We start from the raw sequence: 14941 nt of genomic DNA, 5'->3' as shown, positions 1-14941 counted from the left end.
TTATGGGTTATAAATGAGCAATTCGAGTCTATTTTTAACATAGTATTGGCAAGCACAGTAGTTGTGCAAAGGTCTCAACGCAGCACTTCAATCTCAACTTCTATTACACCATCGCGAGTGTTTCCAATGCGTTGGAAGGCGGACTTACTCAGATCAATAATACGCCCACGAACAAAGGGCCCGCGATCATTAACACGCACTACAACGCTTTTGCCATTATCGACATTGGTAACTTTGACTTTAGAGCCAAAAGGCAGACGTTTATGAGCTGCGGTCATGGCTTTTTGATCAAACAATTCTCCGCTGGCGGTTTTTCGGCCTTGGTACTTCATGGCGTAATAACTGGCTCCGCCACTTTCTTCGAACCCGACGGAATCGGAGCGACTGATTGGACCACTCGCGCAGGCTGTCAAAACGAGAGAAGAGATGACCCAACATAAGATACTAATTGTTCGCATGGTTTTTTCTTTTCCTTTAAGTCGCTTTGATTTTCAGCGCTATAGTAACAGATAGATAGGTATAACAAATTCAGCGCAACGAAACATCCGTCAGAGTATTGTCAGTTTTCAGGTATATCTTTTCATGATTAACCTAAACACGCCCAATAATAGCGAACATAAGTTGCGAGTATGGTTAACATCACCAGAGGCACCAATAATGCCCGCTCATTTCAGGTATGCTTTGCGCCATTAAACCCACTGCTTTTTTCTAAAGATAGACATGACTTCTCGTTTTTTATTGCTTTGTAAAACCCCTTCTCGTTGGCCTACAACTTGGCGATTATCCGTCTTATTAGCCGTGTCTTTTGTTTTGGTGGTGTGCTTTGAATACGCAAACTTACCCGCCGCACTGTTGCTTGGCCCTATGATCACAGCCATCACTTTGGCGGTTAGCGGAGCAGGCATGACAATGCCCAAACCACTGTTTTTAATGGCTCAAGGCATTTTGGGCATGATGATAGCAAACAGCCTTCCGCTGACCGTCTTTGCAAAGATTTCTATGGAATGGCCGTTGTTTCTAATTGGCACTGTCTCGACGATTGTCGCGTCTAGCTTTTTAGGTTGGTTGCTTAGTCGTAGCGGTTTACTACCTGGCACCACGGCCATTTGGGGCTCGTCTCCCGGTGCAGCTTCAGCAATGACCATTATGTCTGAATCCTACGGAGCGGATATGCGACTAGTCGCCTTTATGCAATATTTGCGTGTGGCGTGTTGTGCTATCGCGGCAACCGTTGTTGCGGCGGTATTTCACGTTGATGGTGTTACTACTGAGTCGATTGATTGGCTCGGCGTGCCTTCATGGTCAGGTTTCGCCATCACATTATCGGTCATCTTGGTGGTGAGCATTATTGGCGTAAAGCTTCGCCTTCCAAGCGGGCCTTTGCTGCTTTCTCTCGCGATAGGGCTAGTGATTAAGTTCACCGGTGTTTTACCTATCGTTCTACCCCATTGGTGCTTAGCGATCAGCTTTGCCATATTAGGTTGGGGTATTGGTTTTCGCTTCACTCGGCAAGTATTACAACACGCATGGCATGTCTTCCCGCACGTGTTAGGCGCGATTCTAGCGCTCATTGCCATTAACGCTTGCTTAGCCATGCTTTTGATCACTTTTGCCGATATCGACCCACTCACAGCCTTTCTCGCCACAAGTCCTGGCGGTGCTGACTCTGTTGCCATTATTGCCGCATCAACCAGCGCCGATGTGTCTTTTGTCATGGCCATGCAGGTGGCAAGGTTTTTATTGGTACTGATTGCTGGGCCAATGCTGGCGCGCTGGCTTTCAAGGAACCAAGACGCCTAAACGAAAAAACCACCCGAAGGTGGTTTTGTAAACTAACAATTAAATACTAGCTAGCTTGTTCGAGATTTTCTGGGCCAAACGAGAAAGGCAATAGCTCGTTCATCGTAAGAGATTTTCTCACTCCTTCTGCGCCACAAATATGAATCATGGTATCCACAGAAGAAAACTCACGAATTTTCTGACGGCAGCCACCACAAGGCGTTACCAATTCGTCCCCTTTGCCAATCACATAGATGTCTTTGATCTGCGTATCACCGCCAAGCACCATAGAAGCAATTGCACCCGCTTCAGCACATGTGCCTTCTGGATAAGCGGCGTTTTCGACATTGCAGCCAGAGTAAATCTTGCCGCCAGCCGTTACTATCGCCGCACCAACAGGAAACTTAGAATAAGGCACATAGGCTTTATTCATCGCGTCTTTAGCAAGTTCAAACAGCTCTGCATTCTGTTTCATATCAGACATGCTAGGCTCGCTCTTTCACGTAAGGGCGACCAATGGCTTTAGGACCGATCGCTTTGCCAATGAAACCTGCAAGCAACAAGACAGTTAATACGTATGGTAAAACTTCAATTGCCTGAACTGGCACTTGGCCAATACCTGGAATCTCAACACCCTGCATGCGAACCGCCACAGCATCCAAGAAACCAAACAACAAACAAGCCAGCAATACTGGAACAGGACGCCACTTCCCAAAGATAAGCGCAGCCAATGCCATGTAACCTTTACCCGCACTCATGTCTTTCAAGAAACCAGCGTTATGAGCTGTAGACAAATACGCGCCAGCAAGACCACATAAAATGCCACAAATGATCAAGGCGCGATAACGAATGAAAGAGACCGAAATACCCGCCGTATCTACCGCATGAGGGTTCTCACCCACTGCACGCAGACGCAAACCGAAACGAGTTTTATAAATCGCCCAATAAGTAATAGGCACCATTAAAAATGCCAAATAAACCAAAATATTATGGCCACTTAGCAAATTCGAATAAATAGATCCGATCACAGGCACACTTTCCAACGCATCTGCAAATGGGAAGGTAATGTCTAAGAAGCGCGCATCACCAGTTAGTGCAGGTGTTTGACCTCCCATACCAAACCAATGCATTGATAAAGTAACGGTTAAACCAGCTACTATCGTGTTAATCGCTACACCAGAAACAATGTGATCACCACGGTGTGTGATACAAGCAAAGCCGTGAATCATGGCTAAGCCAACCGAGGCCATTATACCAAAGCACAAGCCAATCCAAGCTGAGCCAAAAACAGATGCTGCCGCTGCTGCCGCAAAGGCACTGCCCAGAATTTTACCTTCTAAACCGATATCAACAATGCCCGCGCGCTCAGAATATAAGCCCGCTAGTGCAGCGAAAATAAGCGGAGTAGAAACGCGCATTGTCGCGTCTAACATGAGTATCAATGTTTCAAACATAATCTTCCCCTACGCGACCGCTCTGCGAATAAAAAAGCCTTCGATACGATCCTTGAACATATGCTCAAGCGCACCAGAGAACAAAATCACCAAACCCTGAATTACCACAACGATTTCAGGCGTAATGGTTGGAATTTCAAATGCCAACTCAGCACCACCTTGGTACAAGGCACCAAACAAAATCGCCGCCAAGATAATACCAATCGGGTTGTTACGTCCCATCAAGGCCACCGCGATACCCGCAAAACCATAACCCGCCGTGAAGTTGAGCAATAAGTTATGGTTCACACCCATGATTTCATTCAGACCAACAAAGCCAGCCAAGCCACCAGAAATCAGCATCGCCCAGATGGTTACTTTAGCGGTATCAATACCGGCATAACGCGCCGCTGTTGGGTTTGTACCCAGCGTTCGCAGCTGGTAACCCCAACGGGTATGCCAAACCAATCCCCAAACAAACACACAGCACAACAAAGCCCAAATGAAAGACAAGTTCAGTGGAGAGTCACCGATTTCGATGCCAAGTGGTGAAAAAACTTCATGCAAATAAGGTAACCAAGCATTTTCTTCAAATGTTCGGCTATTTGGTGCCATACGGCCATCTTGTTTTAACCAGTTCACGATTAAGTAAACCATCAACGAAGAGGCAATAAAGTTAAACATGATGGTAGTGATAACAATGTGACTACCACGGCGGGCTTGCAAGTACGCAGGAATATAGCCCCATGCTGCGCCAAATACCGCTGCACCAATTACCGCCAAAGGCGCAATTACATAAAACGGCATAGTGTGATCAAGAGACAAACAGATCAACCCCACACCCAAACCACCAATATAGGCTTGCCCTTCACCACCTATGTTGAACAAGCCACCTTTAAAGGCAACCGATACCGCTAAGCCTGTAAAGATCAAGTTTGTCGCGTAATACAGCGTATAACCCATACCTTCATCGTAACCAAAAGCGCCATAGATCAAATAACCAGCGGCCTCAATCGGGTTTTCACCAATAGCAAGAATTACCAAGCCAGATACCAGAAATGCCAACAAAATATTCAGCACTGGAATAAGGGCAACATTTACCCAAGCAGGAACTTTCGCCTGACTCATGCCGATACCCCTTCTTCTTCGTTAAAAGCATTAGCCATCATCAAGCCAAGGGTTCGTTCGTTCGCATCTTTTGCATCAAGCTCGCCAACAACCGCACCATCAAACATCACAATAATGCGATCACTTAGTGCCATAATTTCATCCAATTCAACGGACACAAGTAAAATGGCTTTACCTGAGTCTCTTAGTTTTACGATTTGTTCGTGAATGTTTTCGATCGCACCAATATCAACACCGCGAGTTGGCTGACCAATCAATAACACTTCAGGGTTTTGTTCAACTTCACGGGCAATAACGATTTTCTGCTGATTACCACCAGAGAAATTTGCTGTTTTCAAGTGAGGGTTTGGTGGACGCACATCCCAAGCCGCCATGCGATCATTACATTCATCGAGCATCGCCTTGCGGTTCATTAGGATTTTACCGTTATAAACTGGCGAGTTATGGTAACCCAACACAGCCGCTTCATAAGCTTCAAAACCCGTTACTAAGCCCATTTTATGGCGATCTTCCGGCACATGAGCCATCTTTAAATCGCGCATTTGTGCGGCATTTTTCGGTGCTTTTGCGTTAATCACTTGGCCTGCAAAGTGGATTTCACCTTCATCCATCGGCGTAATGCCTGAAAGAACACTTAATAACTCGCTTTGACCATTACCAGACACGCCAGCAATACCTAGGATTTCACCAGCACGCAGCTCTAAACTTACGTCCTTTAAGCGCTTCACGCCTTGACTATCAAACTGAGATAAGTTTTTCGCAGACAGCAAAACATCACTCGGTTGAGCTTCATCTTTATCAACAGTAAGACGGACTTTTTTGCCAACCATCAACTCAGCAAGATCTTCCTTGCTCGTATTGACTGTTTCTCGGTGCGCTACCATTTCACCTTGGCGCATCACCGATACATTGTCGGTGGAAGCCATGATTTCACGGAGCTTATGGGTAATGAGCAAAACAGTAACGCCTTGTTCTTTTAAGGCTTTTAGAATACGAAACAGGTGGTCAGCTTCCTGTGGCGTCAGTACACCAGTCGGCTCATCCAATATAAGAATACGTGCGCCACGATATAATGCTTTTAAGATCTCAACGCGTTGCTGTAAACCAACCGGAAGTTCCTCTACGATTGCGTCTACATCAATGTCTAAACTGTATTCATGAGCCAAGCGTTGCAATTCTACGCGCGCTGCACCGATACCATTTTTAAGTACCGCGCCGCCTTCTGCGCCTAAAATAACATTCTCAAGAACACTAAAATTTTCCACTAACATGAAGTGTTGATGCACCATGCCGATGCCGGCATTGATCGCATCTTGAGAACTACGAATATCAACACGCTTGCCATCTACTTCAATATGGCCCGTGTCGGCTTCATAAAAGCCATAAATGATACTCATCAGGGTAGATTTACCCGCACCGTTTTCACCGATGATGCCGTGAATCGTACCTGCTGGAACTTGTAAGCAAATGTCTTTATTGGCCTGAACGGCACCAAAACGTTTACTGATGTCTCGCAACTCAATTGCGTATGGCATTGTTTTATTCGTCATATCTAAAAGTAATTCATCTGCTTAAGAATCAAACACACTAGAACAAAAAAAACAGTTACTCACATGACGTAAGTAACTGTTTTCTTTGGCAGGTTAGTAGTTACACGTGTTGTCAGACATGTAATCGTGAACTGCAATGTCACCACTAATAATTTTTGCACGAATATCATTGATCTTCGCTTTCATATCTGCAGTGATTAGCTTGGCATTATTATCATCCAACGCCCAATCAACACCGTCTTCAGCAAGACCCAATACAACTAGGCCTGGTTTCCAAGTGCCTGCAGCAGAATCTGTATAGGTTTTGAAAGCGGCTTCATCAACACGCTTAACCATAGACGTCAACATTGTACCTGGTTGGATATGGTTTTGGTTTGAGTCAACACCGATCGCCAACTTACCTTCGTCTTTTGCTGCTTGGTAAACACCGATACCCGTACCGCCGGCTGCAGCAAACACAACATCTGCGCCTTTAGAGAATTGACTTTTAGCTAATTCAGATCCTTTCGTTGGGTCATTGAACGCTGCACCAGTAGAACCCGTCATGTTTTGCAAGACAGTGGCGTTAGGAGATTCATATTTAACACCCTGTTCATAACCACAGCCAAACTTACGAACAAGAGGAATGTCCATACCGCCAACAAAACCTACTGTATCGGTTTTAGACGCCATAGCTGCCAAAGCACCCACTAAGAAAGAACCTTCTTGCTCTTTAAAAACAACAGACTGAACGTTTGGAAGGTCGATCACACCATCAATGATAGTGAAGTTAATTTCAGGAAAATCTTTCGCGACTTTCTCAACCGCAGACGTCATGTTAAAGCCAACCGTAACGATTGGAGAATAACCGCGTTTTGCTAAACGACGTAGGCCTTGCTCTACTTGCGCTTCGTTTTTAGGTTCAAATTCACGAACCTGAATGCCCGTTTCAGCCGTGTATTTTTTAACGCCGTTATAAACACCTTCGTTAAAAGATTTATCGAATTTACCCGCTTGATCATAAACAACTGCAGGTTCTGATGCAGCTTGGGCTAAACTTGATGAGATAGCCAATGCTGTTACTGACGCAAGAAAGACAGCTTTCATTCCAATTCCTCTTATTTATGTAATATGTTCTAGGCAACCATAGAATCTTGCCTAACTGGTCAAAAATAAACCGATTAACTCTATACCGCAACGATATATGCACATTTTAAGCAATATTCTTACTTATATGGCAAAAAGCCAATCCAGAAAACACTTTTTTCTAGGTAACAACAATTACCCATTATAGCTGAACAGCAATTCTTATGCCGCCAATCTCATGCAGACATAAACAAATGGTCAAGATTGGCAATTAACGCAAAAAACAGTGCTACGTTGAGCCTGACGAATTTCTTTTAAGGGAGCATTGCATGAGATACATGGTTTGTCTGCTCGACCATAAACCGCTAATTCTTGTTTAAAGTAGCCCGGTTTGCCATCACCACCAACAAAGTCTTTTAGCGTGGTTCCGCCCTGTTTAATGGCAGCGGCCAGCACCACTTTAATGCATTCTACCAAACGCGCCAGACGCACTTTACTAATTTTACCCGCCAAACGATCTGGACGGATTCCCGCTTTAAATAGCGCTTCATTCGCATAAATATTACCAACTCCCACCACGATCTTGCTGTCCATGATAAAAGTCTTAATAGGAACTTTGCGCCCCTTCGCTCTCGCATACAGCATGTCAGCATTAAAAAGCTCTGAGAGCGGCTCTGGGCCTAAATGTGCGATTAGTTCATGCTCGTTCCAATCTTTCGTTGTCCACAGAATTGCCCCGAAACGTCTCGGATCCGTATATCTCAACCATACATCGTCATCGGCAAAGCAAAAATCCACATGATCATGAAACAACGGCGGCGTCTCGGCAGGCACAAAATACAAACTACCAGACATACCAAGATGAACAACCAAGGTGCCTTTTGACGTATGAATACCAATGTATTTACCACGACGGGAAAGATGAGTAATTTCCTCACCTACCATTTCTGAGCTTAGCTCAGGCGTGATTAACCAGCGCAGCTTTGGCTGACGAATATCCACTCTAGCAAGAGTGCGTCCAACTAATTTGGGCTCGATGCCACGTAAGGTGGTTTCTACTTCTGGTAACTCAGGCATAGTTAACCTCAATGATGACTAGACACACAGACAATACTGAGTAAACAAATAAAGTGCAGCTACTAATTGCCACAGGAAAAATATTGACCAAATGAACAAGGTGTTTCTATTAGATACAAAAAAACCGACTCACTGAGTCGGTTCCTTTTGACAAAGACCGAAAATTATTTAATTTTCGCTTCTTTGTACATAACGTGCTTACGTACAACAGGATCAAACTTTTTCATTTCAAGTTTGTCCGGAGTATTTCGCTTGTTCTTGTCAGTTGTGTAAAAGTGACCAGTACCAGCAGAAGATACCATGCGAATTAGATCGCGAGCGCCTTTAGAAGCCATGATTCAGATCCTTATACTTTTTCGCCGTTAGCGCGCATTTCAACAAGAACTGTTTCAATGCCCTTTTTATCGATAATACGCATACCTTTAGAAGATACACGTAAACGGATGTAACGGTTTTCACCTTCGACCCAAAAACGGTGCCAATGAAGGTTAGGAAGAAAACGACGTTTAGTACGGCGTTTTGAGTGAGAAACGTTGTTACCTGTAACAGGACGCTTCCCAGTAACTTGACATACGCGAGACATAATTAAATACCTTTTGCTATCCAGAAAGATTATTGGAAGTGTTTCACTTCCTCAGGCGGAGCATGATTCCTTATGAATCAAAAAAATCCCATACCGAGGATATAGCGGCGCGCATTTTCCCATAAGCCAACCCATTGAGCAATTCTTTTGTTAAAAAAATGATCAATTGGCGCGTTCGAACAAAAAGCACCAACGAAACATATAGTCGCACTTCTTATTGAAACTAGCGTTTACCTCTACAGAGCATCACTATCTTCATTGTAAAACCGCCTATACCAGTCCCCTCTCAGCCAAGGACACTGGCGAGCCATCGCCGACCACAAAGTGATCCAACAGCCGCACATCGACGAGATCAAGAGCCCGTTTGATTTTCTCGGTAATACTGATATCCGCTTGGCTCGGTTCGGCTACGCCACTTGGATGATTATGGGCGAGGATTACCGCGGCGGCATTGTATTGCAGTGCTGCTTTAACGACCTCACGAGGGTAAACCGCGGCAGCATCGATGGTGCCCATAAAAAGCTCTTGGTAACGAATTAATCGGTGCTGAGTATCTAAGAAGAGCACCGCGAAGACTTCTCGCTGCGAATGGCGTAACTGGGAAGAAAGATAAGTTCGGACGTGTTCTGCACTGGTGAACACAGTTTCGCGCATTAGCTGCTCTTGCAGATGGCGCTTGGACATTTCCAGTACAGCTTGCAGTTGAGTGTATTTTGCATCCCCTAAGCCAAAACCTTGGCAAAACTCTTCACGGCTCGCAGACATTAAGGAACGTAGCCCACCAAACTGAGACAATACTTGCCGAGCAAGCTCGACCGCGCTGATGCCTTGCGTTCCAGTACGAAGGAAAATAGCTAAAAGTTCAGAGTCACTTAAGGCGCCTGCACCTTGGTGAATTAGTTTCTCACGCGGCCTTTCCTGCTCAGGCCAATGTTTAATACTCATGATCTACTCCTTGATACATGATAATCTTGCTTTAACTTAGACAAGCAAAGTTAGCGGTAACGTAAAAATACTCGCAAAAGGCATCCTGCCTTATTTGCTAACCTTATCTATCACAGATCGAATTGAGAAGTTTTTTATGTCAAGTCTCGCTCAAAAACGCATTCTATTAGGTATTACTGGTGGCATCGCTGCTTATAAAAGCATCGAGTTAATTCGTTTGTTAACTAAGGCTAACGCTGAGGTTCAAGTCGTTTTAACAGAAGGTGCAAAAGCTTTTGTCACTGAGATGACCCTACAAGCTATCTCTGGCAACCCTGTTCGCAGTACCTTATTAGACCCAAATGCCGAAGCGGGAATGGGACATATAGAGCTAGCAAAATGGGCTGACTTAATCGTCATTGCACCCGCTTCTGCTGACTTCATGGCGCGCTATGCTCAAGGCATGGCAAACGACTTATTAAGCACCCTATGTTTAGCCACCGAATCCCCTGTTTTGATTGCTCCTGCTATGAACCAAGCCATGTGGCGCCATCCTGCAACACAAGCCAATGCAAAACTACTAGCCGAACGAGGCGTATTAAACATCGGACCTGCTGATGGCGCGCAAGCTTGCGGTGATATTGGGCCTGGGCGCATGAGTGAGCCGAATGATATTTTTAATGCTGTTATCGCGCATTTCCAAGGCTCTCTAATCGAGCAAGATCTAACTGGCCAACACTGGGTTATTACCGCAGGTCCAACCATGGAATCTATCGACCCAGTTCGTTACATCAGTAATCACAGCTCAGGTAAAATGGGTTACGCCCTCGCCAGTGCAGCAATTGCCCGTGGCGCGAGAGTCACCTTGGTTAGTGGCCCAGTACAATTAACACCGCCCACTGGAGCGAATATTATTGCAGTAAAAAGCGCTGATGAAATGCTAGCTGCGTGCGAGCAGAGCATGAGCACTCAAGCTGATGTCTTCATTGGTGCCGCAGCCGTTGCCGACTTCAAAATGAAAGCCGCCAGCGATCAAAAGATGAAGAAACAATCTGACACGGATGAAATGACTCTGACGCTGGTTAAAAACCCAGACATAATAGCGACACTTGTCCTACAAAAACGCGCCAAAACCATCATTGGCTTCGCCGCTGAAACACAGAATGTGACCGAATACGCGAAAAGCAAATTAGAACGCAAAGGACTGGATATTATTATCGCCAATGATGTTTCGCGCAGCGATATTGGTTTTAACCAAGATGAAAACCAAGTCACAGTGATTACCAAAGACAAAACTTGGTCGCCTGACAAAGCTGCAAAAAGCGACCTAGCAAACCAACTCGTTGAGTTTATTCAGCAATACATTAAGTCTGCGATTTAAACCTCATCATGCACTAAGAGAAAAGAGAAGATAACCATGAAACAAGCGATTCAATTAAAAATCCTGAGCGACAAAATCGGCAAAGAGATTCCATTACCAACTTATGCGACAGAAGGTTCTGCTGGTTTGGATTTGCGCGCTTGCCTTGATCAGGCAATCGACCTTGCACCAGGTGAAACAACGCTACTACCAACAGGCTTGTCTATTTACATCCAAGACCCAAATTTAGCAGCAACTATTTTGCCACGCTCTGGATTAGGCCATAAACATGGCATTGTATTGGGCAACCTAGTAGGTTTAATCGATTCAGATTACCAAGGTGAGCTAATGGTGTCTTGTTGGAACCGTGGCAATACAACATTCACCATTGAACCTGGCGAACGTGTCGCTCAATTAGTTTTGCTTCCTGTTGTTCAAGCAGAATTTAATATTGTCACGGAATTCGAAAGCACCGAACGTGGTGAAGGCGGCTTTGGTCACACAGGCACCAAGTAAGCACAGAATACTTAGAAAGGGTGAGAATAATTCACCTTTTCTAAGTGCCTTACTACATTCACTCACCCTTCCCACGCCAGTCTGATAATATTAAGTTTCATAAGTCAAAACTTCGTCAATTTCGTATAAATTTCTATAGTTAATCCTTCAATATCACGCTATTATTTCAAACCTAAGTGGTTGCTTACACTCATTACTGGCCTTGTCTGTCATCGTTTTATCAAACTGACTCGGTAAAATTGTTATTTTTTTAAATAAGTAACACCAGCATATTGTATCTATTTTTCATGCAACCCATTCTTTGTTTACAGGAGTACATAAATCGTGGCTTTTTCTCGTGAGTCTGCTTTAGATGTGGCTAAGGTTTTAAGCGAATCGCTTCCTTACATCCAACGCTTTGCTGGTAAGACGCTGGTTATCAAATACGGCGGCAACGCAATGACAGATGAAAATTTACAAGCAGGCTTTGCACGAGATATCGTTTTGATGAAAGCCATTGGCATTAACCCTATCGTTGTTCACGGTGGCGGGCCTCAAATCGGCGACATGCTAACGAAGCTGAACATCGAATCAAAATTCATCAATGGTATGCGCGTAACCGATACTGCCACCATGGATGTTGTTGAGATGGTACTAGGTGGTCAAGTAAACAAAGAGATCGTTAATTTGATTTGTGAAGCAGGTGGTAAAGCCATTGGTATCACAGGCAAAGATAGCCGCTTTATTAAAGCGAAAAAATTGTTCGTTAAGCACCAAGCCGAAGGCATGTCTACTCCAGAACAAGTGGATATTGGCCATGTAGGTGAAGTAGCAAGCATAGATACTAGCTTTCTAAAATTGTTTGAAAACAGTGACCTTATTCCTGTCATCGCGCCAATTGGCGTGGACGATCAAGGTAACTCTTACAACATCAATGCTGACCTTGTTGCTGGCAAAGTGGCGGAAGCTGTTGGTGCAGAAAAACTCATGTTGCTCACCAATATTTCTGGCGTACAAGACAAGCAAGGTAATGTCTTAACAGGATTAAGCACAGCTCAAGTAGACGCGCTGATCGCTGACGGTACGATTTACGGCGGCATGCTACCAAAAATCAGCTGCGCATTGTCTGCAGTAAACGCCGGCGTCACAAGCGCACATATTATTGATGGTCGGGTACCGCACGCGACTTTATTAGAAATATTTACCGACACAGGTGTTGGTACGCTAATTTCCAATACCAAAGTAGGCGAATAAGCCTAGGTAAAAGCAATCAGTACAAGCAATAAATAACACTGGCAGAAAACTGGACTCGACACATGAGCAATAAAAAAAACGATCGCCGCACTCAAATACTGCAATCTCTAGCACAAATGCTAGAAAGCAGCCCAGGAGCACGTATAACTACGTCTGCTCTGGCAAAACAAGTTGGTGTATCGGAAGCTGCTCTGTATCGTCATTTCCCCAGTAAAGCGAAAATGTTTGAAGGCTTAATCGAGTTTATTGAGGAAAGCCTTTTTACTCGCATCAATTTGATCATCCAAGAAGAGTCGAATGTGGTTTCTCGTATAGAAGTCATCATGAAGCTGATTCTTGGTTTTGCCGAACAAAATCCAGGCATGTGCCGTTTATTAACTGCAGATGCGCTAGCTGGTGAGACGGAACGACTTAGAGTTCGTATTGCACAAGTATTTGACCGTATCGAAACCCAGTTAAAGCAGATCATTCGTGAAGCAGACTTAAAGCAAGGCCTACGACCAACGATGGGGGTTGCGCCATGTGCGAATTTTCTGATTGCAATTATCGAAGGTAAGATCCGCCATTACGTTCGCAGCGAATTTAAAGTTAAGCCAATGGACATTTGGCAAGAGCAATGGACAGTATTGGCACAGAACTTGATGCTAAATCGTTAAGGTTTTAGATTATTATCTAAAACCTTAACGAAATTTTTTGCATCAAATACCGTATTGATGACGGTATTCTTTAACCGCATTAAGATGTTTCGCAAACTCAGGAGAATCCTGTTCTGCTAAATACGTCATAATGTCGTTTAAAGAGACAATGCTAATAACTGGCATTCCGAAGTCACGTTCGACTTCTTGAATGGCAGACAATTCACCCTGGCCTCGTTCTTGACGATCTAGGGCGATAAGAACACCAGCGGGTGTGGCATTAGCATCTTTAATAATAGCCATAACTTCTCGAATGGCTGTTCCTGCGGTAATAACGTCATCAATAATCATGACATTACCTGCTAAAGGAGCACCCACTAGAGAACCACCTTCACCGTGAGTTTTTGCTTCTTTACGGTTGAAAACGTATGGTGTGTCTACATTATGATGGTCATACAAGGCAACAGCCGTTGTTGTTGCCAATGGAATGCCTTTGTAGGCTGGACCAAACAGAACATCAAATGGAACATTTGCTTCCATTAATGAGGTTGCGTAAAAGCGTCCTAACTTCGCAAGTGCTTGGCCAGAGCTAAATAAGCCGGCATTAAAAAAGTAAGGACTTACGCGTCCTGATTTAAGCGTGAATTCGCCAAAACGTAGCACATTTTGCTCAATAGCGAATTCGATAAAGTCTCTTTGGTAAGGTTTCATGCCAACTCCAGAAAGATAAAAATAATACACAACAAAGCGCCGCCAAGAACGAGCGAAGCCATGCCAACATTGGATAGGTGCTAATATAACACACGGCTAGGAATTGTAGGGACCAGAAATGAAGGTCATCAGCCTTAATGTAAACGGTATAAGACAAGCTGCAGAACGCGGCTTTTTCGAATGGATGGTTCGTCAGGACCCAGATGTTGTATGCCTACAAGACATACAAGCAGACGAACGTACGTTAAATGACAGTGTGTTTTTCCCTCCTGGGTACAACACATACTTCTTTGACTCCATGGAGAACCCTGAGCAAGCTGGCGTTGCAATCTATTGCAAAACCATGCCTAAAGCCATTATGACAGGAATGGGGTTCCCTGAATGCGACTTTGAAGGACGCTTTATTCAAGCAGACTTCGATAAAGTCAGCATAGGTGCTTTCCTAACGCCTCATGGCTCCAATCATGAAGAAGCATTACAAGAACATAAATATCGCTTCATGGAGGGTTTTAAAAACCACTTAATTAAAACCCGTCGCAAGCGTCGTGAATTTATTTTCTGTGGTACAGCCAACGTGGCGCGTTCACCAATTGATGTGAGCAGCTGGTTCGTGAACCAGCGCAACTCTGGTTTTTTACCAGAAGAGCGCAAATGGATTAACGAAATTTTCAATGAGTTGGAATATATAGATGCGTTCCGCCAAGTGAATAAGCAAGACAAACAATATACTTGGTGGCCAGATTATGAGCGTGCTTGGAAGCTGGATGAAGGCGGTCGTTTAGATTATCAAATCGCCACACCTGGAATAAAAAACCTAATCCAAGGTGGCACGATTTATAAAGGCCAGCGTTTTTCTGACCATGCACCATTAATCGTAGAATACAACATTGACTAAGAGCTCTTGAACGTAAAAGCTCTTGAGCGATTTTATAGTCAAAGAGAAGCCC

17 protein-coding genes are annotated in these 14941 nt (G+C 44.4%); 6 read left to right on the top strand and 11 right to left on the bottom strand.

The window, feature by feature from the left end; all coding sequences use genetic code 11:
• Positions 1-74: 74 nt before the first annotated feature.
• Positions 75-458 carry a septal ring lytic transglycosylase RlpA family protein gene (locus JSY38_RS11480; protein ID WP_205113333.1) on the bottom strand — a complete coding sequence of 128 codons (384 nt, stop codon included), beginning with the start codon at positions 456-458 and terminating at the stop codon, positions 75-77.
• 262 nt (positions 459-720) lie between these two features.
• Between JSY38_RS11480 and JSY38_RS11475 the strand changes: the two genes are divergently transcribed.
• A complete protein-coding gene (locus JSY38_RS11475; protein WP_205113332.1) occupies positions 721-1800 on the top strand; it encodes an AbrB family transcriptional regulator in 1080 nt (359 codons plus the stop codon).
• Positions 1801-1846: 46 nt separating this feature from the next.
• Here JSY38_RS11475 and JSY38_RS11470 read toward each other — a convergent pair whose 3' ends face one another.
• The 9 genes from JSY38_RS11470 to radC form a co-directional block, all read right to left on the bottom strand.
• Entirely contained in the window at positions 1847-2263 is a 417-nt protein-coding gene (locus JSY38_RS11470; RefSeq protein WP_205113331.1) for a cytidine deaminase, read from the bottom strand.
• Between the two features lies 1 nt (position 2264).
• Positions 2265-3233, bottom strand: a complete 969-nt coding sequence (locus JSY38_RS11465) for an ABC transporter permease (RefSeq protein ID WP_114413033.1) — start codon at positions 3231-3233, stop codon at positions 2265-2267.
• Positions 3234-3242: 9 nt separating this feature from the next.
• Positions 3243-4340 (bottom strand): ABC transporter permease, encoded by a 1098-nt coding sequence (locus tag JSY38_RS11460; protein ID WP_114413032.1) that lies wholly within the window; start codon positions 4338-4340, stop codon positions 3243-3245.
• Positions 4337-5890, bottom strand: coding sequence for an ABC transporter ATP-binding protein (locus tag JSY38_RS11455; protein WP_114413031.1), 1554 nt, complete (start codon positions 5888-5890; stop codon positions 4337-4339). The genes JSY38_RS11460 and JSY38_RS11455 overlap by 4 nt, the downstream gene beginning before the upstream one ends.
• A 93-nt stretch (positions 5891-5983) precedes the next feature.
• Complete coding sequence (locus JSY38_RS11450) at positions 5984-6976, bottom strand: BMP family lipoprotein (RefSeq protein ID WP_114413030.1); 993 nt, start codon at positions 6974-6976, stop codon at positions 5984-5986.
• Between the two features lie 237 nt (positions 6977-7213).
• Complete coding sequence (gene mutM, locus JSY38_RS11445) at positions 7214-8032, bottom strand: bifunctional DNA-formamidopyrimidine glycosylase/DNA-(apurinic or apyrimidinic site) lyase (protein ID WP_205113330.1); 819 nt, start codon at positions 8030-8032, stop codon at positions 7214-7216.
• Between the two features lie 164 nt (positions 8033-8196).
• Positions 8197-8367 (bottom strand): 50S ribosomal protein L33, encoded by a 171-nt coding sequence (gene rpmG / locus JSY38_RS11440; RefSeq protein WP_011978459.1) that lies wholly within the window; start codon positions 8365-8367, stop codon positions 8197-8199.
• Between the two features lie 11 nt (positions 8368-8378).
• Positions 8379-8615 (bottom strand): 50S ribosomal protein L28, encoded by a 237-nt coding sequence (gene rpmB, locus JSY38_RS11435; RefSeq protein ID WP_072838851.1) that lies wholly within the window; start codon positions 8613-8615, stop codon positions 8379-8381.
• Between the two features lie 270 nt (positions 8616-8885).
• A complete protein-coding gene (radC, locus tag JSY38_RS11430; protein ID WP_205113329.1) occupies positions 8886-9560 on the bottom strand; it encodes a RadC family protein in 675 nt (224 codons plus the stop codon).
• Positions 9561-9696: 136 nt separating this feature from the next.
• On the opposite strand from radC, the gene coaBC reads away from it, so the two are divergent.
• The 4 genes from coaBC to slmA all read left to right on the top strand — a co-directional run bounded on the left by coaBC (position 9697) and on the right by slmA (position 13304).
• Entirely contained in the window at positions 9697-10920 is a 1224-nt protein-coding gene (coaBC, locus tag JSY38_RS11425; RefSeq protein WP_205113328.1) for a bifunctional phosphopantothenoylcysteine decarboxylase/phosphopantothenate--cysteine ligase CoaBC, read from the top strand.
• 36 nt (positions 10921-10956) lie between these two features.
• Positions 10957-11415 (top strand): dUTP diphosphatase, encoded by a 459-nt coding sequence (dut, locus tag JSY38_RS11420; RefSeq protein ID WP_011978451.1) that lies wholly within the window; start codon positions 10957-10959, stop codon positions 11413-11415.
• Positions 11416-11739: 324 nt separating this feature from the next.
• A complete protein-coding gene (gene argB, locus JSY38_RS11415; RefSeq protein ID WP_114413026.1) occupies positions 11740-12648 on the top strand; it encodes an acetylglutamate kinase in 909 nt (302 codons plus the stop codon).
• A 62-nt stretch (positions 12649-12710) separates the two neighbouring features.
• Positions 12711-13304: a nucleoid occlusion factor SlmA gene (gene slmA, locus JSY38_RS11410; protein WP_114413024.1), complete on the top strand. Its 594-nt coding sequence runs from the start codon at positions 12711-12713 to the stop codon at positions 13302-13304.
• A 42-nt stretch (positions 13305-13346) separates the two neighbouring features.
• Here the strand turns inward: slmA and pyrE are convergent, their stop codons facing one another.
• Entirely contained in the window at positions 13347-13994 is a 648-nt protein-coding gene (pyrE, locus tag JSY38_RS11405; RefSeq protein ID WP_205113327.1) for an orotate phosphoribosyltransferase, read from the bottom strand.
• Positions 13995-14112: 118 nt separating this feature from the next.
• Between pyrE and JSY38_RS11400 the strand changes: the two genes are divergently transcribed.
• Positions 14113-14889, top strand: coding sequence for an exodeoxyribonuclease III (locus JSY38_RS11400; RefSeq protein ID WP_114413022.1), 777 nt, complete (start codon positions 14113-14115; stop codon positions 14887-14889).
• Positions 14890-14941: the final 52 nt, after the last annotated feature.

Origin of the sequence: Marinomonas foliarum, from assembly GCF_016906065.1 — a bacterium.
Lineage (GTDB): Bacteria > Pseudomonadota > Gammaproteobacteria > Pseudomonadales > Marinomonadaceae > Marinomonas > Marinomonas foliarum.
The sequence above is the reverse complement of the archived record's forward strand: the minus strand, read 5'-3'. Positions and strand labels throughout refer to the sequence as shown.

Coding starts and splice junctions, on each gene's coding strand:
- JSY38_RS11400 (WP_114413022.1), top strand. CDS start 14,113: ATGAAGGTCATCAGCCTTAATGTAAACGGTATAAGACAAGCTGCAGAA.
- JSY38_RS11465 (WP_114413033.1), bottom strand. CDS start 3,233: ATGTTTGAAACATTGATACTCATGTTAGACGCGACAATGCGCGTTTCT.
- rpmG (WP_011978459.1), bottom strand. CDS start 8,367: ATGGCTTCTAAAGGCGCTCGCGATCTAATTCGCATGGTATCTTCTGCT.
- JSY38_RS11450 (WP_114413030.1), bottom strand. CDS start 6,976: ATGAAAGCTGTCTTTCTTGCGTCAGTAACAGCATTGGCTATCTCATCA.
- JSY38_RS11460 (WP_114413032.1), bottom strand. CDS start 4,340: ATGAGTCAGGCGAAAGTTCCTGCTTGGGTAAATGTTGCCCTTATTCCA.
- JSY38_RS11475 (WP_205113332.1), top strand. CDS start 721: ATGACTTCTCGTTTTTTATTGCTTTGTAAAACCCCTTCTCGTTGGCCT.
- JSY38_RS11455 (WP_114413031.1), bottom strand. CDS start 5,890: ATGACGAATAAAACAATGCCATACGCAATTGAGTTGCGAGACATCAGT.
- dut (WP_011978451.1), top strand. CDS start 10,957: ATGAAACAAGCGATTCAATTAAAAATCCTGAGCGACAAAATCGGCAAA.
- mutM (WP_205113330.1), bottom strand. CDS start 8,032: ATGCCTGAGTTACCAGAAGTAGAAACCACCTTACGTGGCATCGAGCCC.
- rpmB (WP_072838851.1), bottom strand. CDS start 8,615: ATGTCTCGCGTATGTCAAGTTACTGGGAAGCGTCCTGTTACAGGTAAC.
- radC (WP_205113329.1), bottom strand. CDS start 9,560: ATGAGTATTAAACATTGGCCTGAGCAGGAAAGGCCGCGTGAGAAACTA.
- pyrE (WP_205113327.1), bottom strand. CDS start 13,994: ATGAAACCTTACCAAAGAGACTTTATCGAATTCGCTATTGAGCAAAAT.
- JSY38_RS11470 (WP_205113331.1), bottom strand. CDS start 2,263: ATGTCTGATATGAAACAGAATGCAGAGCTGTTTGAACTTGCTAAAGAC.
- JSY38_RS11480 (WP_205113333.1), bottom strand. CDS start 458: ATGCGAACAATTAGTATCTTATGTTGGGTCATCTCTTCTCTCGTTTTG.
- coaBC (WP_205113328.1), top strand. CDS start 9,697: ATGTCAAGTCTCGCTCAAAAACGCATTCTATTAGGTATTACTGGTGGC.
- slmA (WP_114413024.1), top strand. CDS start 12,711: ATGAGCAATAAAAAAAACGATCGCCGCACTCAAATACTGCAATCTCTA.